Raw genomic sequence first — 23,130 nt, forward strand, 5'->3', positions numbered from 1 at the left:
GCATTAGGATGAGGGGCGGCCGATCGAATCGAGTAGCTGGAGTTCTTCTGCCGTGAGTCGGAGTGCGCCCGCTGCCACATTGTCGACAAGGTGGTCCGGGTTGCCTGTCCCTGGGATGGCCAGCACATGGGCGCCTTGCTGCAGGATCCATGCCAAGCGGACCTGCGCGGGTGAGACGCCGTGCGCGCGGGCCACGGCGTGGACCTGGTCGTGCTCGGCCCGGACGGCTCCGGCCTCACGTCCCCCGCCGGCGATGGAGAAGAAGGGCACGAACGCGATGCCGCGCGCCCCGCACGCCCGGAGCATCTCGTCCCCGCGGCGCGCGTCGATGCCGTAGCGGTTCTGGACGCCGACCACCGGTGCAATCTCCTGAGCCTGGGCCAGGTGTTCCGGACGGGCGCCGGAGATGCCCAGGTGACGGACGAGTCCGGCGTCGCGCAGCTCGGCGAGAGCCCCGAAGTGCTCGCTGACGGAGTCCTGGCCCATGAGGCGCAGGTTGACCAGGTCGAGGTGGTCGCGACCGAGTTGGCGCAGATTTTCCTCGACCTGGCCGCGCAGTTGGTCGGGCCGCATCGGGTGCCCCACTCGCCGTTGGCATCCCTGGCCGGGCCGACCTTGGTGGCGATGACAAGGTCGTCCGCATACGGTGCCAGGGCCGAGTTGATCAGTTCGTTGGCGGAGCGTAGCCGGGAGAAGTAGAAGGCGGCGGTGTCGATGTGGTTGACGCCGAGTTCGACTGCGCGGCGGAGGGTGCCGATCGCCTGGCTGCGGTCGCTGGGGGTGCCCTGGTGGAAGGCGGCGCTGCCGGTCAAGCGCATGGCGCCGAAACGATCCGGTTGACAAGTGAGGTTACCCAGCAGCCACGTGCCAGCAGCTGCTGCAGAAACCGTGTGCGACGTCATCTATTCCATCAGCTCCATCCGATCGACCATCGCCCGTCAACGGTTCAAGGCGCGGCGGTCCTGGAGTATGCGCAGGTGACTGGGGTGGCGGGAAGGCGCAGAGCGTTGGGGGAATGTCACAGCACGACCGGGAATCCTGAATACACACGCCGAGTTGTTACCGGTAGTGCTTCCGTTCCGTGAGCTGCACTTTCAGGAGCGGAGCCAGATGAGAAGCGCGGCAGCTGTGACGGTGCCCAAGAACACGTAGGCGCGCTTGTCATACCGGGTGGCGACAGCTCTGAACTGCTTCAACTTGTTGATCGCCCGCTCCACCGAGTTCCGTGCCCGGTAGCGAGTCTTGTTCGCCCGCAGGCCGGCCACCGCGTGAACCCCGTTTGCGGCGGGCAGCTTTGTGGTCGCTCTTCTCCGGGGATCACGTGCTGGATACCGCGATGCCGCAGATACATGCGGATCTTGCCGTTGCTGTACGCCTTGTCAGCCGCGACGCTGTCCGGCAGCCGCCTGGGCCGCCCCGACCCCAGCCGTGGGACACGGATCTTGTCCATCACCGGCTCGAACTGAGCGCAGTCCGCCCGTTGACCCGGCGTGATGAGGAACGACAGCGGGCGGCACTTTCTGTCCGCGCTCAAGTGCTGCTTGGTGGTCAGCCCGCCACGGGAGCGACCGAGTGCTTCACCTGCCGCACCACCTCCTCCAGAACAGGTTCAGGCGCATGTGCGCGCACACATGAACTGATCTTTGCGCGGCCCCCTTTGAGGCCGTGGACGGTGTCAGCGGCGGGGCCTTCGGGGCGCCGGCGTCGTGCTGATGAGCACGGATGGAGGTGGAGTCGATGTTGATGTTCCAATCGACGTCGCCCTCAGTGTCGGCGACGGCCTGGGCATGCTGGAGCAGCCTCTCCCATGTGCCGTCCGCCGACCACAACTGATGCCGTCTATGGACGGTCTGCCACGGACCGAAGCGTTCGGGTAGCTTGCGCCACTGGCAGCCGGTACTGCGTCGATGAACGATCCCGTTGACCACCTGGCGGTGATCCCGCCACCGGCCGCACCGGTTGCTCTTGGGCAGCATCGGCTCCAGCACCGCCCACTCGCTGTCCGTGAGTTCCCCCCTGCTGAGCATGCTCAGATCAAGGAGTTGCCTGATCGGGGAGACATGGCCCTCGCCCCTCCGCTGGCTCCCTGGCAGCGACCGGAGCCGCCGGATCCCAGGGGCAAATCGCTGGCTTCGGTCCGCTGCTACCACGTCGGTTGAATGTCTTTGCAAGTAAGGACACGGACTTCGCTCGCCAGCTGCGCCCGTGCTAACGGGTGACCGGCCAGTCGGCACCACAGCAGAACCAGGCGGCGCTGCGGTGCCGTCGTGCCGCTTCGCGATCTCAGATCCAAGATCTGAGGGCGAGAAATGACTCCGCCCTGAGTGCCCGGGTGTTGCAGTTGTCCGGTACTCGTTCATCTACGGGGTTAAGCAGATGCGATGAGCGTCCGACCCTGCCAGGCCGCGCGCCATGGACCGCGAAATGATCTCTCGGCTGTCACACGCTGGTCACCCATCAACAGCCCTCTTGACGATGCGTCGGTGCGCCGACTGCTTCATCGAACCGTGGTCCGGGGCGATGAACGACGCCTGCTACTCGTGCCGGTTCAACCGGCACGAGTAGCAGGGGCGGCGAGGTCGCGTCACGCGACGGCGGTCCCCTCAAGCTCGACCATCTGGCCGGGGATCGCCAGGCGCGTCACCCCGAGCATCGTGGAGGTCGGCGCCACCCCGGCGGCACCCAACCGCGCCGCCAGCACGCCGTAGTGCTGGAAAAGCTGATCGACGTCGGTCGTGTAGACGTTGAGCCGGACCAGGTTCGCGAGAGACATGCCGGCCTCGCCGAGCACGGCCTCCAGGTTGTCGATGCTCAGCGTCAACTGCGCCGCCATGTCACCGTCATGCTGGGGCTTGCCGTCGCCGCTCATCGCGGTCTGCCCCGAGATGTACAGGGTCCGGGTATGCCCGGAGACAACCTCACCCTGGTTGAATCCCATCTCCACCGACCACGTCACCGGGTTGACCGCCGTTCGTTCCACTGCCACATCAGCTCCATTCGATTCATCGGGAGTACGTACATCCATCGGCTCGGTAGCCGCCAGCTTTTGACGTCGCGTCAACGAACCTCCCAACAAATCACGACACCCTCAGTCATGTATTTCGTTAAAGTTCTCGTATGCGTGCCGACCGGTTGGTCTCACTGGTGCTACTGCTGCGCCAGCGCGGTCGGCTGACAGCGGACACGCTCGCCCGCGAGCTGGAGGTATCCACCCGCACCGTGCTGCGCGACATCGAGGCGCTGTCCGCGGCCGGCGTCCCGGTCTACGCCGAACGCGGCAGGCACGGCGGGTTCGCGCTGTTGCCCGGTTTCCGGACCGAGCTCACCGGACTGAACCACGACGAGGCCCTCGCCTTGCTGACCGCCGGATCGGGGCGCGGCGAGCAGGTATTCGGCCTCGGCTCGGCGCTCGCTTCGGCCACGCGGAAGGTGGTCGACGCGCTGCCCGAAAGCCACCGGGACACCGCGAGCGACGCGGCCCAGCGATTTCTCGTCGACCCGGAGACCGACCTGCTCTCACGCCGGCTGGTCACTGAGCAGGTACCCGACACCACAATGATCGAGGTCCGGCGCGCGGTGCTCGCCGGACACAAGCTGCGCATCCACTACGCGGCTGTGGACCAGACCCCGAAGTGGCGCACGGTGGACCCGATCGGCCTGGTCACCGTACGCGACCAGGGCTACTTGCTGGCCACGAGATCGGGCGCGGACCGCACCTACCGGCTGTCCCGGGTCTTGGCCGCCGAGGAACTCCCCGAAACGGCACAGCGACCAAACCAGGTCGATCTGGACCGGATCTGGCGGGAACGCTCCGCGCAGTTTCTCTCCGGCGGCGACCACATCACCGTGCTGGCACGGGTGAACCCGGCGCGGCGGGAGGACCTGCTGGACACCGCGCTGGCTGTCCGCGCAGAAGAACCCGAACCAGACGGCTGGCTGCGGCTCGAGGTGACTTTCCAAGATTCCCGCCACGCCGAATGGGCGCTGTGGCAGCTCAGCACGGATGCGGAAGCCCTGGGCCCGCAGTCGTTGCGCACCTCCCTACGCAACCGCGCCGCCGCGATTGCCACCCGCTACGGAGACTCATCCTGAAACGGACTTAACGACCTCTTAGAGGACAGGCTTGGGCGACCATGCTCCACCGTCGAGTACGCATCCGATGCTCCAGATCAGTCTGGCTCTGGCAGGATTTCCCGATTCTACTAACCGCAGTCCTTCCTCCATGAGGTTCACTGTCTCTTCTCCGATCGGCGGGATGTGCCCCGTTTCGGTTGTGGACGGGGGAGGGGTGTACTCAGCAGTGGTGTTTCCCGGGAGGAGAACTCCGTATTGGTCTCGGGGGAGGTGCTGCAAGGCTGATTGGGCATCAGCGTGACCGGCTTCGAGGGCCTGCATAAAGCACAGTTCGGCCCGGTGGTGGTATCCCTGCTGGGCGTATGAGCTGCCGACCATCATGAGGAGATTGGGAGACTCCCGGGAGTCTCGGACCCACTTCTCGAAAGAGTGCTCGGGAAGGGGCTCTGTCTTCGGCTCCTTCTTCTTCAGTCTCCGCATGATCTCTGAGACGTCGTGCCGGTCCAGTTCCATGTATCCCAGTTCATCGATCGCGAGGAGATCGACTCGGCCGTAGCGGGCGATGGTCTTGGTCAGCACCTTCTCGTCCGCGGCCTCGACCAGTTCGTTGACCAGCTTGGTGGCGAGTGTGTAGCGGACTCGGTAGCCGGCCATGGCGGCTTCGGCGGGGGTGGGTGCGGTGGTGGGTGGCGGGCACCCGGTCGGGATGCCACTGGTCGGCCCTGTCGGGTCGGCGGTGAGGCGGTCTCGTAGCGGTACAGCAGCGCGGCGCTCCGCCAGGAACTGGGTGTGCTGCCCGTCGCGGGCGACTCTTCAAAGCGTGGGTGAGGGGCGGATCAGCCCCTGGGCCGCAATCTGCCCCGGGCACTGAGAACGTGGCCACGCGCTGCGACTCGCTCGAACCGTCCGGTTCGAGGGTGAGCAGCGTGCGAACGCCCCCGGCGTGGCCGACCTTGACGCTGTCACGGAAGAGGTCGTCGGTGAAACACAGCAGGCCCAGGTCAAAGACCTTGGCCTGCTGCCGGTGCGCGATGCGCTGCTTCTAGAGGTGTGGCGTCTTCTCCCGATGTCTCCTGATGGTCTTCAGGAGACACCAGACCAGCACGAGCTGCACGATCCCGCTGATGGCGTACACGGACGGGGCGTACGAGTCCGGCCCGGGGCTGTAGTCGTCGAAGCCGAACACGACCGCGAGCAGCAGGAACACGATGGTCGTCAGCGTGCCCGCCGGGAAGGTGATGACCGTGACGGCGACGGTTGCGCCGTCGACCCCGCGCTCCACGCTCAGGTAGTCGAGGCCGAACACCACCATCAGGTACACCACGGCCAGGATGAGACCGGTCCTGCGGGACAGGAGGAGTTTCATGGTTGCTTCTTCCGGGCCGGGCATTAGCCCATGGTGTTGATGTAGTGGGTCAGATCCTTGAGGTTACTGATGAGCTTCGCCCATGTGCTCTTGGCCTTCTTCACGTAGTTGCTCTTGCCGATGAACCAGGCGTCGGCACCCGGCGGCACGTTGCCGTGGATGGTGATCCGCATCTGTCCGCTCTTCAGGTGGGTGAAGTAGAAGGAGATGAAGCCTGGGTAGTCGGGGTGGCCCCAACGGGTATTGAAGCGCCAGCCGTTGGACGTGATGCTCTTCACCACGATCGGGAAAGGGATCTTGATGCCGGCGATCTTCACCCAGAGATCCATCTTCTGGCCGACGTGGCTGAGCTTGCTTGCGTGCCCGCCGATCGGGAAGACCCAGGGGAAGTTGGCGCGGAACTTTTTGAAGTACGACTTCGCCGACATGTGCGGGTTACCGACGTTGTACTTCAGCCAGTAGTCGAATGTACCGGCCGTGTCGGAGCAGTTCACCGGGTCGCCGGAGCAGTAGCCGTAGGCGTTGTCACCGCCGCCGGCCACCGGGTCGTTCTGCAGGAAGGTGCCTGTCGCCGGGTCGTAGACGCGGGCGCCCATCAGCAGATGGCCTCCCGGGGTGTCCCCGGCGCGTGCTGCCGTGCCAAGCCAGCCGTAGTGGGCCGTGGTGGTGGAGGCGTCGAGGTTGCCGTACTCGTCGAAGCGCTGCACCACCGGCTGGGCACCTGCGGCGAGCGGCAGCTGAACGCTGATGTCGCCGTGCAGGTTGGATAGTTGCAGCACGACGTCACCGCTCGCCCCGGTGACCGCGCTCAGGCCGGAGGTCAGGTCGCCGACGTTGCGGCTGACCGTGGTGGTCGTACCGGCGGGGACGCTGCTCCAGGCGGGGGTGTCGGCGCCTGACCGGTAGTGCTGGGTCGTGGTGGACGTCGTGCTCCAGGTGCCGTCTGCGGCCTTGATCTCGGCCGTCACCGTCGCCTGGCGGTTCGCCACGTCGAGGCCGTACGTCTGACGGTTGTCGCCCTCGGCGATCTGCCGGACGAGGTCGCCGGTGTAGTAGCCGACGCTTCTGCCGTCGAGGCCGTTGGTGCGGCGCCCGAAGGCGTCGTAGCCGGCCGTGGCCGTGGTGGTGCCGTGGGTGGTGGTGACCAGCCGGTCGGCACTGTCGTAGGCGTACGACGTCGAGTCGGTCGTGGGCGTGCTGCCGCTGTCGCAGGCGGCCGCGGCGGCGGTTGTCGTCAGGGCAGTGCGGTTGCTGTGGGCGTCACCGAAGGGGTAGACCCGCGTCACGCAGGCCGAGCCGGTGTTGTCCTGGACGGATGTCAGGTGGCCCTCGCCGTCGTAGCCGTACTGGCTGACGATGGTGCCGCCGTCGGTCTGCGCGTGCCCGGCCATCCGGCCGGTGACGGTTTAGTCGCCGTGGTCGGCCAGGATTTGCCTGGCTACGCTGCCTCCCGTGACCAGCACGAAGAGGGCAGGAGCGTGCGCGGCCGAGAGTCTGTGGTGATCGCAGTGGCTGGCGCTGCCGTTGCACCTGTCGGCTACCCAGGCGTGGTACTCGGCCTGGGCAGGGACGTTCAGGTCTGACGGGCTTGCTCGGCGAGCTCCTCCGGGGCAGCGATCTCGAACCGATGGACCTGCTCGTCGCCTACCGAGACGCGATCGTGGCCGGAGCGATCCGGCACGACGGAGCGTGTGTCTCCGCAATGAGTGTCGTCCCGGCCTCGGGCGAGCCGTCGACGGGCCAGGGTGACGTGCGGCAACGCGATCGGGAAACGCTAAAGGACGCATCCGCCCACCTCTTGCAGGCTCTCGGCCTGACCAGGGACGAACTCTCGCGCGTCAGTGCCGAGATGGGCAGCACGACCGCCGATAGGGCATCGGCCGCCCACCGGGCCTTCAGGGAAAACCAGTTGTACGGGCGGCTGTACCAGCGGCGCCACCGGGTGCGGTCGGCGATCAAAGTCGTTCCGACGCCGATCACGGCAGCGATGGCAGCGCCCACGGGTGCGGCCCATTCCACAGCGGAATTGTATGAATAGGCACGTCCGAGGAATACTGGGCGATGGGCTGCCGGCCGAGCGCCATGGCGTCGGTTTCCTCAGACATACGGATGAGCGCCCAGCGCAGCGACAGGGTGTCCGCCGGATGAAGGTCGGTCCGAGTCAGCCGACCTTGGCCTCGTAGATGAGGATCTCGGTGCCGGACACCTCTTCGCCGTCGTCCGGAGCGGCCCATATCCGCAGCTTGCTTCCGTCGGCCTCCAGGTGGACCGGGTTGCGGGTGGCGACATGGCCTGCGGCTGACAACAGCTGAACCGGCACCTCGTGCCTGATGGTCTGCGACTTGAGGTCGAGCAGGGCGATGCCCCCCAGCTCGAAGTTGGTTGCGGTCGCGGTCTTGTAGTTGGTGATGCCGGTGCACAGCATCAGCTCGCGCTCGGTGTACGCGCAGTCCTGGTAGTCCACGAAGTGGCTGGAGTTGGACGTGTGAGCCAGTTGCCTGCCCTTGCTGTTCCAGGTGTAGAACTCCCGGGATCCCCAGGTCACTCCGTGCAGCTTGCCGGTCCTGGGATCGGGGACGATGCCGCCGACGTGGTCGGCGACCCGGAACTCTTCATGCACCTGGAGGGTGGCCAGGTCGATCCGGTAGACGATCGAGTGGCTGTACGGCCGGTACTCCGCGACCGGAACCCACAGCGACGTCCTATCGGCGTCGATGCCGCCGGGGTGGTAGGCGTTTCCTTCGCCGAGGACGATGTCCTTCAGCAGGTTGCCCTTCAGATCGAGCACGAAGACATGCCCGCGGCCCTTGCCCGGCGTCCGGTCATACCCGGCGACCGGCTGCGGGTACTTCACCGGCGCCTCAATGATCTCCACGCTGGACAGGAAGAGCCGGTCCCCCACACGTGCGAAGCCCTGCGGGTGATAGGTCGGGAAATTCAGCTTGATCCGTTCGGCCAGATTCCACTGCGTCGATCGGTTCAGTTGGGAGACCGCTTCGACCAGCGGCGCGTTCCGGGGATGCTGGGCCGTACCCACGGCTGGGGTGGTGGCCACTGCCACCGCTGCGGCAGCCAGCACGGCTCCGGCCAGGACTGCGCCGCGGACCTTGTTGGTGGATCTCATCGGAGGGCCTCCAGGTGCATCTGGGAACTTCGTCCTCCGCATGTCTACGGCCGGTCGGCAGACTAGCCGTGACGTGATCCCACCAGGTCGGTGACCTGAAATGGAATATCCGGTCGAAGGTGCCGGCCGAGCGGCGAGATCCAGCATGCGGATGCCGAACACTCGCGGCCTTCCGCGAACCCCGCCCGGACCGTGTCGGTTGGAAGCGGCGCTGGAATAAGCCGTCGCGGGTCTGGCAGCGTCATCGGTCATGGCGCCGGTGAAGGCGTGGACGGTCTCGGCCGGGATGTGGTCGGTGAACTGGGCAGTCCACCAGGTGCTGGAGTGTTGTGCGACGTGAGGTGCGCCCCCCCAACGGACCAGGTCACCTGAGACGGTGAGCGAATCGGACCCGATCAATCGAGACAAGAGCCAAGTCGACCGAGACGGGACAGGGCAGGTGTCGGCCCTCCGGTGGGGAGGCAGGTGTCCTGTGGCAGTGAATTTTGGGCGCTTCGCATCGGACCTTGAGCGGCTGACGGGGGCGCGGGGCGGCGCTGCGGGCCCCGCGTGAGCCGCAGGGCCCGCCGCGCGGGTCCTGCGGTGAGTGCCGGTGCCGGATCTTCCTGACCGGTCCGGCGCTTGAGGACGGCTTGTGCAAGCTGGCCCGTGCAGAGGTCACCGAGCTGGGTGGCCGCACCGGTGCGGCCACCCCCGCCGCGACGCAGCCGGTGCGGTCGGTGGTCATGCCGGACTGGTAGGAGCGCCCCGTGTACTAACAGGCGTCTGAGTACGGGACGGTCATGCGGGTTGGCGCTGTGTCAGCGAGACGATCGGCCAGCTGCCGGCGGTGATCAGGGACGCGCGCTCCCGTACCGGACCGTGCCCGATGGTGGCGGACAGGGGACTGTCAGTTGGCGCCGCTACGGTCGTCGTATGACCACGCCCACCTCTGACAGTTCGGACTCCGCCTGGCTTCTGCAGGTCACGATCGCCTCAGCGCCAGCTGGTCCGGCTCATTGGGAACAGCAGTTGCAGCTGCTGTGCGATGTCGCGGGTTAGGTCCTGTCCGGCGATCTTCCCGGGTCCGAGGCGGGTCTGGGCCGCCAGGACGGCTTCGGCGTAGCGTCCCGCCCACGCGCCCATCGCACGGATCGGGCCCAGCAGCGCGATGCCCGCCTGGGTGAGGGCGTAGTCGACGCGCGGTGGGGCCTCGGCGTACGCCTGGCGTACGACCAGGCCGTTGTACTCAAGGCGGCGCAGGGCTTCGTTGAGTACCTTGGGGCTGATCCCGCCGATGCGCGTGATCAGCGCGCGCGGCCTCATGGGTCCGCTCTCGCCGAGGATGTACACGATCACGCTGTCCCAGCGGTTCGCCAGTACCTCGAAGGCCACCCTCGCCTGGCAGTCCGCGGCGTACTTGCCGCCGCCCAAGTCCTCGCCCAGGTCGTGTTCCTCTACCGCTCCGTTGGCCATGCACTCATCCTGCCCGACCGATGGACACCATGTGGTGTGCATCGGCGCGCCTAGCGTCCTTTCCGTCGCATCCCGCGACACGGATGACAGGAGCGAGCACATGCGCATCGGTATTCTCGGAACAGGGGCGATGGCCACGGCCCTCGGCACAGCCTGGGTACGGGCCGGCCATGACGTTTGGGTGGGCGGTCGGGACACTGAGGCGGCCTCCCGCACCGCTCGGCGGACTGGCGCCTCCGGGCACGGCAGCCTCGCCGAGGCTGCGGCCCATGGGGAGGTGGTGCTGACCGCCGTCCCGGCGGATGCCGCGCCGCAGTTGGCCAAGGAGCTGGCCCACCTGCTGGCCGGGCGGACGTTGATCGACTGCACCGTTCCGATGGCGCCGGGCGCGGACGGCCCGGCCCTGACCACGGGCGGCGGCGCCACCTCCGTCGCCTGGCTCGTCGCGGACGCCGCCCCCGGCGCCCATGTGGTGAAGGCATTCGGGGTGTGCCACGACAGCATCTGGACCCTGGACCGGCCGGTCTTCGAAGGGGCGCCACTGGCGGTGCCTTTCTGCACCGACCAGCCGGGCGCCGCCACGCGGGTGGCGGAGCTCATCGCCTCCATGGGGGCACGCCGCTGCCCTGCGGCGGGCTCGGCCGTGCCGCCCTGCTGGAGGCCACTGCCGTCTTCGCCGTCGGTGTCTGGTGGTCGGGCGCCGAGGCCCGCTTCGCGTTTCCGGCCCCGGCTCTGGCCCCGGGGGCAGTGGACGAATAGGACCTGTCCGGTCGATCACGTGCGGAGCCAGATGACGAGGACTGTCGCGGCGGCGGTGCCGAGATGGACTCAGCCGCGTTTGCCGTAGCGGATGGTCACCGCTCGATGATCTTCACACCGTCACTGGGCGATGATTCGACCCTGTGATCGCTGTCCAGCAGAGCCTGCAGAAGATCATGTCGTTGTCCTCGTCAAAGGCGAGATCCGCAGGATGACCCTGTACAGACTTGGCCACCGCGAAGTCGATCGGCGTCTCCATGTAGCAATGCGGGTCGCCCTTGGTCAGCCAAAACGGATCCTCGCCGAGGCCAGGCGGACGTGGGCGGAAGCTGTTGCCGACCCGGACGAGCGCGTCGACCACCTCGTACATCTGTTGCTGCGAATGCTCCATGGCCCAAGTCTGCACCGGCTGTCCCTGGCGCCCAGGACTTCATGGCCCTCTGCCCTCGAGATTCACGGAACTCGCGCCTGCGACGCCGAGGTCGCCCTTACCGGTGTCGAGCTGCCCATGTGACTGCACTGTTCCCGAGTCGTTGACGTGAACATGGGGCGGGGTGACCTGACGGAAGCAGAGTGGGAACGGCTGCGTCCTTTCCTGCCGGTCAGCAACGGTCGTTGCGGCCGGTGGCGGGATCACCGGCAGGTGATCGACGGGATTCTGCACCGGGTGCGGACCGGGGTGCAGTGGCGTGACCTGCCCGAGAGGTTCGGACCGTGGAAGACCGTCTATGAACGCCACCGCCTGTGCTCGGCCGATGGCACCTGGGAGCGTCTGCTCCAGCAGGTCCAGGCCGCGGCCGACGCGGCGGGCGACATCGACTGGGACATCTCGGTGGACTCCACCAGTGTGCGGGCGCATCAGCATGCGGATGGCGGGACCGCCTGTCGACCGTGGCGGCCGCCCCTGCCGACCGCGGCGATCTCTCGGCCGCGCTCATCCGCCCCGACGGCATCGTCGCCTGGGCCGCCGCCCCGGGCCTGCCCGCAGACACCGCAGCTCTGGCGGCCGCGCTGCGCACCTGTCTCGGCGAACCGCACACACGTATGACGAACGGCCAACAAGGTGAACCTGGTCAACCTGCAGGCAGGAAAAGCACCGGACAACGCAGAGGGGAGGTCTGATTGTGTGCGATCCACTCTGACGGCCGGTTCCGCACAGGTCTGCCCTGATGGCACCGAAAGGCCGTGCCGCCTCCGCAGCGGCAAAACATCCGAGGAGCAGGAACGACGATGGCACCCGATCCGACAATCGCCCAGGTGACCATGACCCTGGCTGCCCTTGCAGCGACCGGGGCTACCCCGCGTCCGTCCGGGGAAACCCCGGAGCATCAGACCGAACGAATCATCACCGGCATCGACGCGCAACTGAGCGATCCCAGCCTTGCGACGCAGGGCGCGTGGAAGCTGGTGTGGCTCGCCCTGAGCGAGGCCAACGCCAATATGGCCTACATCGCACGGAGCACCAACGGCTCGAACGAGTTCGCCGTGGTCGCTCGCGGAACGGACGCCGATCTGACCGACATCCTCGAGGACCTCGACGTCGGCACAGTCGTCCCGTTCCCCGAAAGCGGATCGCCGAAGCCCATCGCCGTTTCCAAGGGGGCCATGGATGCGTTCAAACGGGTTGTCAACGCCCGCTCGATCGCCTCACCCTCCCCGAACGTCACGCTCGCTCAGGCGCTCACCGCCGCGCTCAATTCGGCGCCCTCCTCGCCGCAGCCGACCGTCTATCTGACCGGTCACAGCCTGGGCGGTTGCATCGCCACCATGCTCGCGCCGTACCTGCAGGCACAGACCTGGCCGAAACAGCCGCAGTTCGCGGTGATCACCTATGCCGCTCCCACCGCCGGCGTGCAGAGCTTCGTCGACTACTTCGACTCCGTGCCGTGGGTCATCGACGAGCGCCATAACAACGCCTACGACCTGGTACCGCACGCTTGGGCCGATCTCGACACCGCCGCCGGCTGGTACCCGAGCCCGGGACCGCAGGCGACCGAAGAAGTGAAGCTGCTCATCGGGGCGATCTCCAAGCGCACCAAGGGCAACGTCTACGTCCAGCCCGGCACGCTCTGCTCGATGAACACCGGATACACGAGCCTTGCCAAGAACCTGGTCAACAAGACCACCCAGGACTTCCTCGGCCAGGTCGCCTTCCAGCACGCCAACTCCACCTACCTGGACCTGGTGGGGGCGCCTGCCGTTCCTTCCGGGCCGGTGGTGACCGACGTGACCCCCACCTTCGGCGCACCAGGCGCCACGGTGACCATCAACGGCACCGGTTTCAGTCCGGACAGCATGGTCGACTTCGGCCACTTCGCCTGCACCACGCGCAACATCGACCCCTCCGGCATCAGGATCACCGCTAAGGTCCCCAGCGGAACCGGCGTCGTCCACGTCCGCGTCACCAACACCCTCGGCACCTCCCCGGCCGTCGCGATGGGGCAGTTCGCCTATGGCGGACCCGCACCTGTGGTGGTCAGTGCGGTCAGCCCGACCAGCGGAAAGGTCGGCACCCCGGTTACCATCAGCGGCTCGGGCTTCGCCGATGGCGCCACCGTGCACTTCAAGGACAAGGCATCCGATTCGGTCAAGTTCGTCTCCACCGGCCAGATCACCGCAACCGCGCCCGGTCAGCTCGACGACCACCAGACGGTGAACATCACCGTGACGGTCGGCAAGGCCACCTCTCCCACCAGCCCCGCCGACGAGTTCACCTACACCGGACAGTAGCGTCCGCACGCCCCGATTCCGGGGGGCCCTTCGAGCAGCCCCGGGCCCTTGCCGCCGACCGGTCGAACCGTGCCCGGGCGAGGGATCGCCGCAGGACCGTTCGCCCTGCGGCGAGCAGGCCACGGAGCTGTGCGGCACGGCGAGCAGCTGCCGGGCGACCAGGTGTCCGCAACCCCCGACAGACCGGGGCCGGGATGAGTCGAGGCACCGATGTGCCAGAGTCCGGGTACCGCGGTGCGGTGGCGGCTCGACGACAGCCCCGGCCGCCAGATCAGGTTGTGGTCGAGCTCGGCGGAGCCGCCGTAGGGGTCGCCGCGGACGGCGTTGCGGTTGGCCGCGGCGATCCCGCCGGACTGACCGCACTCCACCGGGTCACCAGGGCGCGCAGGCCCGGGGCATGCGCCTCGATCCGGCCGAGCACCCGCTCCACATAGCCCGCGACCAGCCGCTCGTCGTCCCACCCCGCCGAGACGTCCAGCTCGCCCGCGGCATCGGACGACGGCGCGAACGGAACCTCCTGGAGCTGCACCCAGAGCGCGGCGCGGCCCGGCGGGACCGTGAGGGTCCAGTACGTACTGCTGGCCCACCACGACCCGCCGTCGTCGGCAACAAGCTCCTGAACGGCGGTGGCATAGCCCAGCTATACGAGGCGTACGGCAGCTTGGTCTCCGGCCCATTCTGTTTTAAGCCACTCAAGTCACTAGTGCTCCGCCTCATAGATGAACGTTTCCCTGTCCGAACCGACCTCAGCGAACGGCCACAGGGCGCGCATCGCCTCGACCCTGTCCGTACGCGGAGGCATTGGTTCACCGCGAAGATAGGCGCCCAGGCAGGCGATGGCGTCAGCGCAGAGGCACATCCTGTCGACCCGCCGCTCTTCCCAGGTTCTTGAGTCGCCAGAAGGCAAGAGAGGCATGAAGAACGTGTCTTCCCGCACCCGGGTACGAAGGTCAGCGTCGGGAACGCGCTGCATCAAGACTTGCACGTTCAGCACGCGCTCATGAAGCAGATGTCTACGCGCCTCATCGTCAGGGCCAGCTCGACGAGCGTCGCGTTGAACTTCGAATAGCTCAGTCAGCACCTCCTCAATCGCCGTGGACGCACCCGCCTCCCGTTGCTCCTGACGCGCCTGAGCTGCCTGCTGCCGCTGAGCCATGATTGTGGACCAGATCGAAAGTGCCCCTCCGACCCCAGTACCTACAAGGCCGAACACCGCCCCTACCCATACCGATGCGTCCATGCAGGGATCCTGACCCAGTAACGACGTTGCGAGAAGAGCTGGACGTACGAACAACCAGCGGCCGGTTCACGCAGATCCTCACCGTTTACCACCCGGAAGCGGCCCGGAAAGTTCCGAATCCGGACCACAGAAGTTGAGTCAGAACCCCAGTTTCGGGTTCTGGCTCACTTTCCGTGGAGAGCTGACTGACCGTAATGTCATGTGCTCGCGACGCTGGCCGGTATAACCAGCAGGGAAGGGCTGCATTGAGCCAGTACTACGACATGGGTGACCAGACCCTGTGGAACCCGTCCAACGGGGCCTCCCGGCTGTTCATGAGCCAGGTGAGCGTCTACCAAGCCGAACTGGGTCTGCCGTCGGGCATCGGCCCCATGCAGGCTGACGAGTGCCAGATCGACCCCCTCATGTTCAAAGGTTTCGTCGACGCCCTGCTCGCGTGGCACCGGAGAACGAGTCACGCCGTCATGGCTGCCCTGTCCGAGGGGTTCGTCGCCACGGTGCTGGTCCTGGCGGAGCGAGCAGGCATCGAGGTGAAAGGGCAGCAAGCAGGCTTCACCGAGGTCGGGGGCCTCAAGGATGTTCAGATCCCGACGGCCCAGGATTCCTCTGAGGGGGCCTGGGTAGCCGCCCTTCAGCAGAAGGCACGCGAGCTGGGCCGCTTCATGGCGGCGTGAGGGTCTGCCAACACCCGCGCAGGCTCGGAAGCCATCAGAAGGCGATGGCCTATGAGTAGAGCAGGACACGCTTGCGGAGGAGATCGAAGCCGGCTCGGCCGAACATCTGGCGCTTGAGCATCTTGATCCGGTTGACGTGTTCTTCGACGACGCCGGAGTTCCAGGGCAGGGTGAGGCCGGCCGTGACAGCATCACGGTCGCGGTCGATGCCTGCGGCCAGGGTGTGGAGGGGTGGCAGATCGTCTTGCCGAACGGCGTCGAGCCATTCCGGTAGACGTTCGCCCTCGCGTTCGGTGAGCATCCGGGCGAAGGACCGGACGTGCCCGGTGAGGGCGTCCAGTTCCGGGCACTGGGCCAGCACAGCCTGGAGCCGGAGTTGTTTGCTCGCTGCGAGGCTATCGGGGTGCCGCAAAATCCACCCCGAGACCGTCCGCGGGGTCGGCGGCCGGGCGGAAACCCGTTCAGGTGAGAGGCGTTTCTCCCGCAGGTAGGCGCGAACTCGCTGGTAGCTGCCCTTGTAGCCGAACGGCACGATCTCTTCCCACAATGCCCAGGCATTGGTGCAGCCCTGGTTCCAGCGGTCGTCCAGGGAGGGCTTGTACTCGTCGAGGACCGTGGGGCGGTTTTGCCACTGCCCCTGGAAGAGGTCTTCGGGAGCAGCGGCGTCGGCCAAGCGCTTGACGGTGCGATGGGTCATGTGGAGCTGGCGGCCGATGGAGCGTCGGCTGTGGCCGGCCTCCAGCAGCGTGTGGACGACTGCGTGCCTGTCCCGAATGCGGTCGGCGAACCGGTGCCCTGTTGGCCATGGCTAGGCCGTGTCCGGCGGATCTTGTGACTGCCGCAGCCTTGGTTCGTTGGCATGCTCATGGGGCGCGGAGATCTCACAAATGAAGAATGGGCCCGGCTGAAGCCCATCTACCGAAGTCCGGTCAGCGCGGGGGCCGTTGGGAGAGCCACCGGGTGATCAACGGGATTCTGTTCCGGCAGCGCACCGGGGTACCGTGGCGGGATCTGCCTGCGCGTTTCGGTCGGTGGAAGACCGTGTACGAGCGGCATCGGCGCTGGTCAGCGGATGGCACATGGGACAAGCTCTTCGCGGCTGTCCTCGCCGATGCTGACGCGGAAGGCCGCATCGGCTGGTCCATGGTGAGCGTGGACTCCACCTCCTGCCGGGCCCACCAACACGCTGCGGGAGCACGTAAGAAACCCCCGCGGCTTCCGGGAAAAGACACACGCCCCTGCAGCACCGCCCCGATGAGGGCCTGGGACGCTCACGGGGCGGCCTGACCTGCAAGATCCACCTTGCCGGTGAGGGCAGACGCCGCCCACTCGCCTTGCTGATCACCCCGGGGCAGTGGGGCGACGCTCCGCAGCTCATCCCGATCATGGAGCGTGTCCGTGTCGCCCGCCGGGATGGCGGGCGACCGCGGACTCGGCCTGGCCACCTCGGCGGAGACAAGGCTTACTCATCCCGCCGCAACCGCCGCTACCTGCGGCGACGCCAGATCAAGCATACGATCCCCGAACCGAAGAACCAGCGGGCCAACCGACAGCGCAAAGGCAGCAAGGGCGGTCGGCCCGCTGGCTTCGACAGGACGATCTACAAACGCAGGAACGAGGTGGAGCGGACGATCAATGCCCTCAAGAGCTTCCGGGCTGTGGCGACGAGGTTCGACAAACGCGCCTACGTCTTCTACGGCACCGTCACCGTTGCCTCGATCCGACTTTGGCTCCGGTCGTGACCCACCGGAGAGAGCTAGTAGTACCCCTTCGCCCCGTCAAGCAGCTCCCTCACGATGTCCGCGTGCCCCGCGTGCCGTCCGGTCTCCTCGACGAGATGGATGAGCATCCAGCGGAGGCCGGCGTTTGCCGGAGCGGCAGTCGGGGTGGCGGCCGACGTCATCCCAAGAGGCCGCGGCCACGATCTCGTTGCTTCGGGCGCACTGGGCCTCGTACGACGCACGCGCGCGGCCGGGAGTGCGCCCCATCGCTTCGAGGGAACCGGATGCGCACCACCGGCCGTCGTTCAGGCCCGGGTGTAGCCGCCGTCGGCGAAGAGTTCGGCGCCGGTGACGAACGACGAGGCGTCCGAAGCCAGGAAGAGGGCGGCCTCGGCGATTTCCTCGGCGTCGGCCAGCCGCCCCAGTGGCACGACGGCCTCGGCGAACCGGTCGACGTTCGGCCCCGCGGCGCGCAGCAGGGCAGGGGTCCGCGTGGGTCCCGGGCTGAGGACGTTGACCCGGAATCGACGCTCTCGCGATTGCCGGGCCCAGTTGTGCACGAGGTTGCTCAACGCTGCCTTCGAGGCGCTGTAGACCTCGAGGTGCTCATTGGGGCGCACGCTGTTGCTTGAGCCGATGACCAGGATGGAGGCGTTCTCCGCCAGCAGCGGAAGCGCCTTCTGGACGGTGAATAGTGGGCCCTTGACGTTGACGGCGAGTGTCAGGTCGACGTTCGCCTCGGTGTGGGCGCCGAGCGCGGCGTCCGCGACGATTCCCGCGTTGGCCACCAGCACGTCGATGCGTCCGGCCTCCTCGCGGACTCGCGCGTAGAGCGCGTCCAGGTCGGCCAGGACCGAGACGTCGGATCGTACGCCGGTGGCCGCAGGACCAATCTCCTTGACCGCCGCTTCGAGGCGGTCGATGTCCCGGCCGGTCACGAAGACCCGTGCGCCCTCCCGCACGAAGCGGTGGGCGATGGCCAGCCCGATCCCGCTGGTCCCTCCGGTGATCACGGCCACCTTCTCCTGCAGCACGCCTGGCATGTCGAACCCCTTCAGTTGTGGAATGGATCGTCCATAACGTAGGCAGTAATGGACGATCGAGTCAAGAATGGATAGGCTGAGACCATGCCGAGACCACGCGCATTCGACGAACGCCAAGTCCTGGAGCGGGCCCGGGAACAGTTCTGGGCGACCGGCTATGCAGGAACCCGGATGGACGACATCGCCCAGGCGACCGGCCTGGGCAAGGGCAGCCTGTACGGCGCATTCGGCGACAAGGGCAAGCTCTTCCACCGTGTGTTTGGTGACTGGTGCACCGCAGTCGTTGAGGTGGCCGAAGGGCGGCTGGCAGGTGGTCCGGACGCAGAGGCCTTGGTCCGGCTGTCGGGATACGTGCACCTAATGGCGGAGAACACCGCCTCCGACACCGAGCGCCGCGGGTGCCTGTTGGCCAAGGGCGCGGCGGAACTGGCCCAGCACGATCCGACGGTCGCCGGACGGTCGGCCGAGACCATGACGGCACTGCTGACCCTGCTGCGGACGGAGATCAGCGCAGCCCAGCGCCACGGCGACATCGATAGCGCTGCGGATCCGGAGCGGTTGGCGGCACTGCTGCTGACGGTGGTCCGCGGTATCGAGGCGGTAGGCAAGGCCGGCCTGGCCCCGGAGACGCTGCGGAACATTGCAGATACCGCACTGGCAGTCCTCCCCATGCCCGAGGGGCAGAAACGCCTCGCAACCGGGCGCAGTCCGGCCCGCAAAAACTAACCTGGTGCCATCACGGCCACATGATCCGCCGGACAGGGCCTAGCCGGTCATCTGCTCGGGCAGTGGAGCCGCAACCGCGGACTCGGCTGGCTCACGCGCCAAAACCCCAAGGCAGCCGCGGTGCTGGGCGACGTATCGCTCGGCAGCCTCGCTCAGGTTGTGCCACAAGTGCCACGTGTCTGCGACTTGAATCGCCTGGGGTGCCCCGACGGTGGCTCCCTCCGCGACGAACGGCGCGCGATCGCGGCAGACGACGTCAATGCCGGGGCGTTCAGCCAGCCACGCGGCCAGGCTGGATGCCTCCCGGTCAGGAAGCATGTCCACTGGTCGCCGGGTCTCGACGTCGACCAGCACGGTCCCGTAGAAGCGGCCTTTGCGCGTGGCGTACTCGTCGACTCCGACCACCCGCGGCGCTTCCCCGCACTGGGCACGTCAGCGGGATACCGCACATAGGAGCTGTGAACCCGCCCCGACCAGACCCTTTTCCCAACGCAGTCGGCCCCGGCCATCGTGCACCGGGCCTCTATCAGTATCGCCTCATCGTTCAGATCGACCGACAGCACCGCGATATCCGCGATCGACGGGAGCAGCAGCTCCTCCAGCCGGAGCGCCATCTCTGCCACGGACCCGAACTGTCAGCCCATCCCGGATCGCCACAGATGGTTTGAGGCAACTATCTGACAGCAGAAGCGGCCTCCTACCGTCGCTCACGGTGCACGCTTCACGGAAAGTGAGTCAGAACCGCTTCTCGTGAACATCGAACACGGCGCAGCTGAACTGTCTCCAGCAGCGGTGAACGACTGCTGTCGAAACTGGGCTCTGGCACAGATCTTGGGGAGCTGCTGCGGAGGGTTACCGGGGCAAACGGCACGAGTTCCGGGCCATCCCACAGGGTCACAGGGCAATCTGCCGGGGTCCATATCACTCTCGCGAGCAGTGCTGGCATCGTATGAACCATGGCAGCGATAGAAGACATGCCCGAACCTGACAGCCCTGAACACGGCGTTCGTCTGCCCCTAGAAGAGGCAGCGTGGCTCTATCAGGCGGATCAGGTGTGTCCGGAAGACCTGCCGATGACCGCTGCCCAGGCACTCGCAGTGGGGGTGGACACTCCCACCCTTTGCGAGCTCGCCGGTCTGCCGCGCCATGCGGACCCCCGGGACATCCGCGACACATTCGAGCAGGCTCTCGCAGAATTGGGGATCGCGTTGCCCGATTACCGCCTGGCCCAACGGTACGCGCTGCGCTGGCTGGCCACGAGATTCACCGCCGGGGAGGCAACTCTCGCCGAGTTGGCCTCGGACGAGTGGTTGGAAATAGAGGTCGAGACCGTTGAAGAGCAAGCATTCGTGGCGCTACTTCCGCCATGCGCGTGCTGCATCGAGTACACGCTGGGGTTCGACGAGGCGGCGTGGGAAGCGCAGCTGCGGATAGCGGCCCGTGCCTTGGTCTCGCACCCCACCGTCGGGCCGGGCATCTGACGAGTGACATCAGAAAGCGGTTCTGGCACAACACCTCGGGGCGTGGTCGCGGAGGGTCACTGAAGCAGGATCATCTTGCGGAGGAGTTCGAATCCGGCGCGTCCGTAGAGCTGTCTTTTGATCTTCTTGATGCGGTTCACGGCGCCTTCTGTGCCACCGGAGCTCCAGTGCAGAGTGAGGCCGGCGGTCACCGCGTCGAGGTCTCGAAGCAGGTGGAGTGCGAAGTTGGTGAGGCCGGGCAGTTGGCTGGTATCGACGGCGTCGATCCATTCGGGAAGCGTCGAGCCGAGTCGGTGGGTGAGGATTTCGCCGAAGCCCCGGACGTGTCCGGCGGCTGCATCGAGTTCGGGACGGCGTGCCAGGACGTCCTTGAGCGCGGCGCGCTCGTCCTCGCTCAGGGTCGCGGGGTGCCGGGTGAGCCAGCCGGTGACCCGCCGCACCGTCGGCGGAGGAGGCGGCGCCTGCGGCGGCGCGGCACGCAGAGTGGCGATGTAGGCGCGGACCATCTGGTAGGTGACGGGGGCATTCTCGGCGATCAGTTCGCCATGCAGGCGAGTGACGTTCGTGCATCCCGCGGCGAACCGCCGCTCCAGATAGGGCTTGTAGGGATTCAGACGACTGGGCCGGGGACGGTTCTCCCGGAGGGTGTCCTGCCAGGCGGCCGCATGTGCGTATCGCAGCACGGTGTTGAGTCCCCAGCCCAGATGCCGGGCGATCGCCCGGCGCGAGTGCCCCTGAGCGAGCAGTTCGTGGATCAGGGCGTGCGCGGCCTTCTTGCGCTTGTCCCGCCGGCCATCAAGGTCCGGTCCGCCGCGCATCGAGTCGCTGGTTGACGCTCCAGCGTCCTCTCGTGTTGATGGTGTTGGCCCATTCAGGCATTCGCGGTGGGCGGCGACGCAGGTCTCCACCGCTCGGCCGATGCCCTGCCACAGGTGGAACCGGTCGGCGACCTGGATTGCGGTGGGAGCGCCGAGCCGTGCGCCCTCGGCATAGGCGCCCGCCCGGTCCCGGCAGATGATCTCCACGCTCGGGTGAGTGGCCAGCCACGCGGCCAACGGTCCCGAGTCGCGCGTCGGGAGCACGTCCACCACGCGATGGGTCTCTCCGCAGGTCAGGACAGTGGAGTAGGTCTGCCCACGGCGGGTGGCGAAGTCGTCCACACCCAGCACGCGCGGCGTGCTGGGCTACGGGTCGGGCAGCGCCATGACCCTGCGCAGCAGGGTCATACGTCCCACCCGGAAGCCCAGTTGGGCGGTCAGCCGAGCGCCTGCTCGTCCGGCGAGTGCGAGCCTGACACGCTCCAGGACGTGGCCGAGCCGCGTAGTGAAGCGCGCATACGGGGCAGTCAACTGCGCGAACGGCTCGGCGAACGTGTGGCGAGGGCAGTTGTCCGTGCTGCAGATGAAGCGCCGGACTGTCAGGTGTATCACGACACTCTGTTCAGCGAGCGGTAGATCCTTCAGTCTGCGCTGGTAGGAGTCATGCACTCGATTCCAGGAGCAGCCGCAGTCCGGACAGGCCGCACTGGACGCCTGGCCTCTGGCTGTGACATCGACCGTGCCGAAGGTGACAGTCACCGCTTCGACGTCCACGTCGTCGATTCCGTTGAACACGAGCGAGTCCCAGAACGATGCATAGGTCTGCATGACCAGCACCGTCACCGCTCGCCGCGGTCACTGGCGAGGCCCAGCACAGAGCTGACGGAGCGTCATGTCCTGTTACAAGGTCTGGATGGCGTACGCGGTCTCACGGGTCTGAGCCCTTGCAATCGAAAGCCGTGGTGATGCTCTGCGACCGCTCCCCAAGATCTGTGCCAGAGCCGACTCTTGATGTCACTCCCGCCCGGATAGAGCCGAGGCTGGCAAGGAGCCTTGAGCGTTGCGAGGCAAAGCGCCTGCAGCACTGCCCCGCTGCCCGAGGCTCGGCTGTCAGTGCTGGGTGGAAGACTGCCCGGCATGATCGAACCAAACCCGAAGGCGGACCTTCTTCGCTATCTGCAAGACGCTCGTGAGGCCCTGTTGTGGAAGCTGGATGGGCTCTCGGAATACGACGTCCGCCGTCCTCTGACGCCCACCGGCACCAACCTGTTGGGGCTGGTCAAGCACATCGCTGGCGTGGAACTGGGGTACTTCGGCGACACGTTCGGGCGGCCGTTCTTCGACGAGGAGCCACCGCCCTGGTGGTATACGAGCGACGCCGAACCCAACGCTGACATGTGGGCCACTGCGGACGAGTCACGCGAAGAGATCGTCGGGCTGTACCACCAGGCGTGGGAAAATTCGAACAACACATTCGCGATGCTGTCGCTTGACGCGATCGGTCACGTCCCCTGGTGGCCGGAGGACCGACGAGAGACGACACTGCACCACGTCCTGGTGCGCGTGATCGCCGATACCAATCGGCATGCTGGCCACGCCGATATCGTGCGAGAACTCATCGACGGGACGGTCGGAATGTTGAAGGGCAACGACAACGTGCCACCGGGTGATGGGGCATGGTGGGAGACCCACCGGCGCAGGCTGGAGCGCGTGGCGCGAGAAGCGGGTAACGACTGATCCCGCCCTGCTGCGGCCGGCCACTCCAGCTTTGGGGTGGGCTGGTTGCCGGGCGGCCCCATCCCGTGTGGCGCCTTCACCTGGCTTCGGTCCGTTCGGCTTGGGCTTTGGTGTGGGCGAGGCGATAGGACTCGGTGCCGGTCGGATGATGTACATGCTGCCGGAACGGTCCTTGCGGTCAC

Annotated in this window: 21 protein-coding genes and 7 pseudogenes; 11 read left to right on the forward strand and 17 right to left on the reverse strand. The window is 66.8% G+C overall.

Annotated elements, in window-relative coordinates:
• Window positions 1-3: 3 nt before the first annotated feature.
• The 3 genes and pseudogenes from OOK40_RS25750 to OOK40_RS25760 all read right to left on the reverse strand — a co-directional run bounded on the left by OOK40_RS25750 (window position 4) and on the right by OOK40_RS25760 (window position 2,980).
• A pseudogene (locus OOK40_RS25750) lies at window positions 4-818 on the reverse strand (aldo/keto reductase).
• A gap of 276 nt (window positions 819-1,094) precedes the next feature.
• Window positions 1,095-2,027, reverse strand: a pseudogene (locus tag OOK40_RS25755) (IS5 family transposase).
• Between the two features lie 557 nt (window positions 2,028-2,584).
• Window positions 2,585-2,980 (reverse strand): RidA family protein, encoded by a 396-nt coding sequence (locus tag OOK40_RS25760; protein ID WP_266486359.1) that lies wholly within the window; start codon window positions 2,978-2,980, stop codon window positions 2,585-2,587.
• 137 nt (window positions 2,981-3,117) lie between these two features.
• Here OOK40_RS25760 and OOK40_RS25765 point away from each other — a divergent pair, with 137 nt between their 5' ends.
• Window positions 3,118-4,092 (forward strand): YafY family protein, encoded by a 975-nt coding sequence (locus OOK40_RS25765; protein ID WP_266486362.1) that lies wholly within the window; start codon window positions 3,118-3,120, stop codon window positions 4,090-4,092.
• Between the two features lie 480 nt (window positions 4,093-4,572).
• Here the strand turns inward: OOK40_RS25765 and OOK40_RS25770 are convergent.
• The 3 genes and pseudogenes from OOK40_RS25770 to OOK40_RS25780 all read right to left on the reverse strand — a co-directional run.
• A pseudogene (locus OOK40_RS25770) lies at window positions 4,573-4,722 on the reverse strand (ATP-binding protein); the annotation flags it as partial.
• A gap of 394 nt (window positions 4,723-5,116) precedes the next feature.
• Window positions 5,117-5,440 (reverse strand): hypothetical protein, encoded by a 324-nt coding sequence (locus OOK40_RS25775; protein ID WP_266486364.1) that lies wholly within the window; start codon window positions 5,438-5,440, stop codon window positions 5,117-5,119.
• Window positions 5,441-5,463: 23 nt separating this feature from the next.
• The gene (locus OOK40_RS25780; RefSeq protein ID WP_266486366.1) at window positions 5,464-6,831 is read right to left on the reverse strand and encodes an RHS repeat-associated core domain-containing protein; all 1,368 of its coding nucleotides are present in this window, start codon (window positions 6,829-6,831) and stop codon (window positions 5,464-5,466) included.
• A 197-nt stretch (window positions 6,832-7,028) separates the two neighbouring features.
• Between OOK40_RS25780 and OOK40_RS25785 the strand changes: the two genes are divergently transcribed.
• Window positions 7,029-7,478 carry a hypothetical protein gene (locus OOK40_RS25785; protein WP_266486369.1) on the forward strand — a complete coding sequence of 150 codons (450 nt, stop codon included), beginning with the start codon at window positions 7,029-7,031 and terminating at the stop codon, window positions 7,476-7,478.
• Window positions 7,479-7,601: 123 nt separating this feature from the next.
• Here OOK40_RS25785 and OOK40_RS25790 read toward each other — a convergent pair whose 3' ends face one another.
• Together OOK40_RS25790 and OOK40_RS25795 are read right to left on the reverse strand one after the other, a co-directional pair.
• Window positions 7,602-8,564: a DUF6454 family protein gene (locus tag OOK40_RS25790; protein ID WP_266486372.1), complete on the reverse strand. Its 963-nt coding sequence runs from the start codon at window positions 8,562-8,564 to the stop codon at window positions 7,602-7,604.
• A 975-nt stretch (window positions 8,565-9,539) separates the two neighbouring features.
• The gene (locus tag OOK40_RS25795) at window positions 9,540-10,019 is read right to left on the reverse strand and encodes a helix-turn-helix domain-containing protein (RefSeq protein WP_266486374.1); all 480 of its coding nucleotides are present in this window, start codon (window positions 10,017-10,019) and stop codon (window positions 9,540-9,542) included.
• Window positions 10,020-10,119: 100 nt separating this feature from the next.
• Between OOK40_RS25795 and OOK40_RS25800 the strand changes: the two genes are divergently transcribed.
• Window positions 10,120-10,866 carry an NAD(P)-binding domain-containing protein gene (locus OOK40_RS25800; RefSeq protein WP_323136110.1) on the forward strand — a complete coding sequence of 249 codons (747 nt, stop codon included), beginning with the start codon at window positions 10,120-10,122 and terminating at the stop codon, window positions 10,864-10,866.
• A gap of 24 nt (window positions 10,867-10,890) precedes the next feature.
• Here OOK40_RS25800 and OOK40_RS25805 read toward each other — a convergent pair whose 3' ends face one another.
• Window positions 10,891-11,169: a hypothetical protein gene (locus OOK40_RS25805; RefSeq protein WP_266486376.1), complete on the reverse strand. Its 279-nt coding sequence runs from the start codon at window positions 11,167-11,169 to the stop codon at window positions 10,891-10,893.
• A 153-nt stretch (window positions 11,170-11,322) separates the two neighbouring features.
• On the opposite strand from OOK40_RS25805, the pseudogene OOK40_RS25810 reads away from it, so the two are divergent.
• From OOK40_RS25810 to OOK40_RS25815, 3 genes and pseudogenes are all read left to right on the forward strand, one after another.
• Window positions 11,323-11,652 (forward strand): annotated as a pseudogene (locus OOK40_RS25810) (IS5 family transposase); the annotation flags it as partial.
• 17 nt (window positions 11,653-11,669) lie between these two features.
• The gene (locus OOK40_RS35355) at window positions 11,670-11,900 is read left to right on the forward strand and encodes a hypothetical protein (RefSeq protein ID WP_323136111.1); all 231 of its coding nucleotides are present in this window, start codon (window positions 11,670-11,672) and stop codon (window positions 11,898-11,900) included.
• 141 nt (window positions 11,901-12,041) lie between these two features.
• Window positions 12,042-13,508 (forward strand): IPT/TIG domain-containing protein, encoded by a 1,467-nt coding sequence (locus OOK40_RS25815; RefSeq protein WP_266486609.1) that lies wholly within the window; start codon window positions 12,042-12,044, stop codon window positions 13,506-13,508.
• Window positions 13,509-13,779: 271 nt separating this feature from the next.
• Here OOK40_RS25815 and OOK40_RS25820 read toward each other — a convergent pair whose 3' ends face one another.
• Both OOK40_RS25820 and OOK40_RS25825 read right to left on the reverse strand, forming a co-directional pair.
• A complete protein-coding gene (locus tag OOK40_RS25820) occupies window positions 13,780-14,037 on the reverse strand; it encodes a hypothetical protein (protein ID WP_266486378.1) in 258 nt (85 codons plus the stop codon).
• Between the two features lie 171 nt (window positions 14,038-14,208).
• Window positions 14,209-14,748, reverse strand: coding sequence for a hypothetical protein (locus tag OOK40_RS25825; RefSeq protein ID WP_266486379.1), 540 nt, complete (start codon window positions 14,746-14,748; stop codon window positions 14,209-14,211).
• Between the two features lie 245 nt (window positions 14,749-14,993).
• Between OOK40_RS25825 and OOK40_RS25830 the strand changes: the two genes are divergently transcribed.
• Entirely contained in the window at window positions 14,994-15,422 is a 429-nt protein-coding gene (locus tag OOK40_RS25830; protein ID WP_266486381.1) for a DUF6086 family protein, read from the forward strand.
• Window positions 15,423-15,471: 49 nt separating this feature from the next.
• Here OOK40_RS25830 and OOK40_RS25835 read toward each other — a convergent pair whose 3' ends face one another.
• Window positions 15,472-16,095, reverse strand: coding sequence for a transposase (locus OOK40_RS25835; RefSeq protein ID WP_266486383.1), 624 nt, complete (start codon window positions 16,093-16,095; stop codon window positions 15,472-15,474).
• Window positions 16,096-16,287: 192 nt separating this feature from the next.
• Here OOK40_RS25835 and OOK40_RS25840 point away from each other — a divergent pair.
• Window positions 16,288-17,164, forward strand: a pseudogene (locus OOK40_RS25840) (IS5 family transposase).
• A 14-nt stretch (window positions 17,165-17,178) separates the two neighbouring features.
• Here the strand turns inward: OOK40_RS25840 and OOK40_RS35360 are convergent.
• Window positions 17,179-17,383, reverse strand: a pseudogene (locus OOK40_RS35360) (DUF664 domain-containing protein); the annotation flags it as partial.
• Between the two features lie 65 nt (window positions 17,384-17,448).
• A complete protein-coding gene (locus OOK40_RS25850) occupies window positions 17,449-18,186 on the reverse strand; it encodes an SDR family NAD(P)-dependent oxidoreductase (protein WP_266486385.1) in 738 nt (245 codons plus the stop codon).
• A gap of 84 nt (window positions 18,187-18,270) precedes the next feature.
• Between OOK40_RS25850 and OOK40_RS25855 the strand changes: the two genes are divergently transcribed.
• Window positions 18,271-18,912 (forward strand): TetR/AcrR family transcriptional regulator, encoded by a 642-nt coding sequence (locus OOK40_RS25855; protein WP_266486388.1) that lies wholly within the window; start codon window positions 18,271-18,273, stop codon window positions 18,910-18,912.
• Between the two features lie 144 nt (window positions 18,913-19,056).
• Here the strand turns inward: OOK40_RS25855 and OOK40_RS25860 are convergent.
• Window positions 19,057-19,317 (reverse strand): annotated as a pseudogene (locus tag OOK40_RS25860) (transposase); the annotation flags it as partial.
• A gap of 551 nt (window positions 19,318-19,868) precedes the next feature.
• Between OOK40_RS25860 and OOK40_RS25865 the strand changes: the two are divergent.
• The gene (locus tag OOK40_RS25865; RefSeq protein ID WP_266486390.1) at window positions 19,869-20,393 is read left to right on the forward strand and encodes a hypothetical protein; all 525 of its coding nucleotides are present in this window, start codon (window positions 19,869-19,871) and stop codon (window positions 20,391-20,393) included.
• 56 nt (window positions 20,394-20,449) lie between these two features.
• Here the strand turns inward: OOK40_RS25865 and OOK40_RS25870 are convergent, their stop codons facing one another.
• Both OOK40_RS25870 and OOK40_RS25875 read right to left on the reverse strand, forming a co-directional pair.
• Window positions 20,450-21,562, reverse strand: coding sequence for a transposase (locus OOK40_RS25870; RefSeq protein WP_266486392.1), 1,113 nt, complete (start codon window positions 21,560-21,562; stop codon window positions 20,450-20,452).
• Between the two features lie 15 nt (window positions 21,563-21,577).
• Window positions 21,578-22,039 (reverse strand): transposase family protein, encoded by a 462-nt coding sequence (locus tag OOK40_RS25875; protein ID WP_266486395.1) that lies wholly within the window; start codon window positions 22,037-22,039, stop codon window positions 21,578-21,580.
• 309 nt (window positions 22,040-22,348) lie between these two features.
• On the opposite strand from OOK40_RS25875, the gene OOK40_RS25880 reads away from it, so the two are divergent.
• Entirely contained in the window at window positions 22,349-22,948 is a 600-nt protein-coding gene (locus OOK40_RS25880) for a DinB family protein (RefSeq protein WP_266486398.1), read from the forward strand.
• Window positions 22,949-23,130 lie beyond the last annotated feature (182 nt).

Source organism: Streptomyces sp. NBC_01481 (assembly GCF_026339995.1).
Lineage (GTDB): Bacteria > Actinomycetota > Actinomycetes > Streptomycetales > Streptomycetaceae > Streptomyces.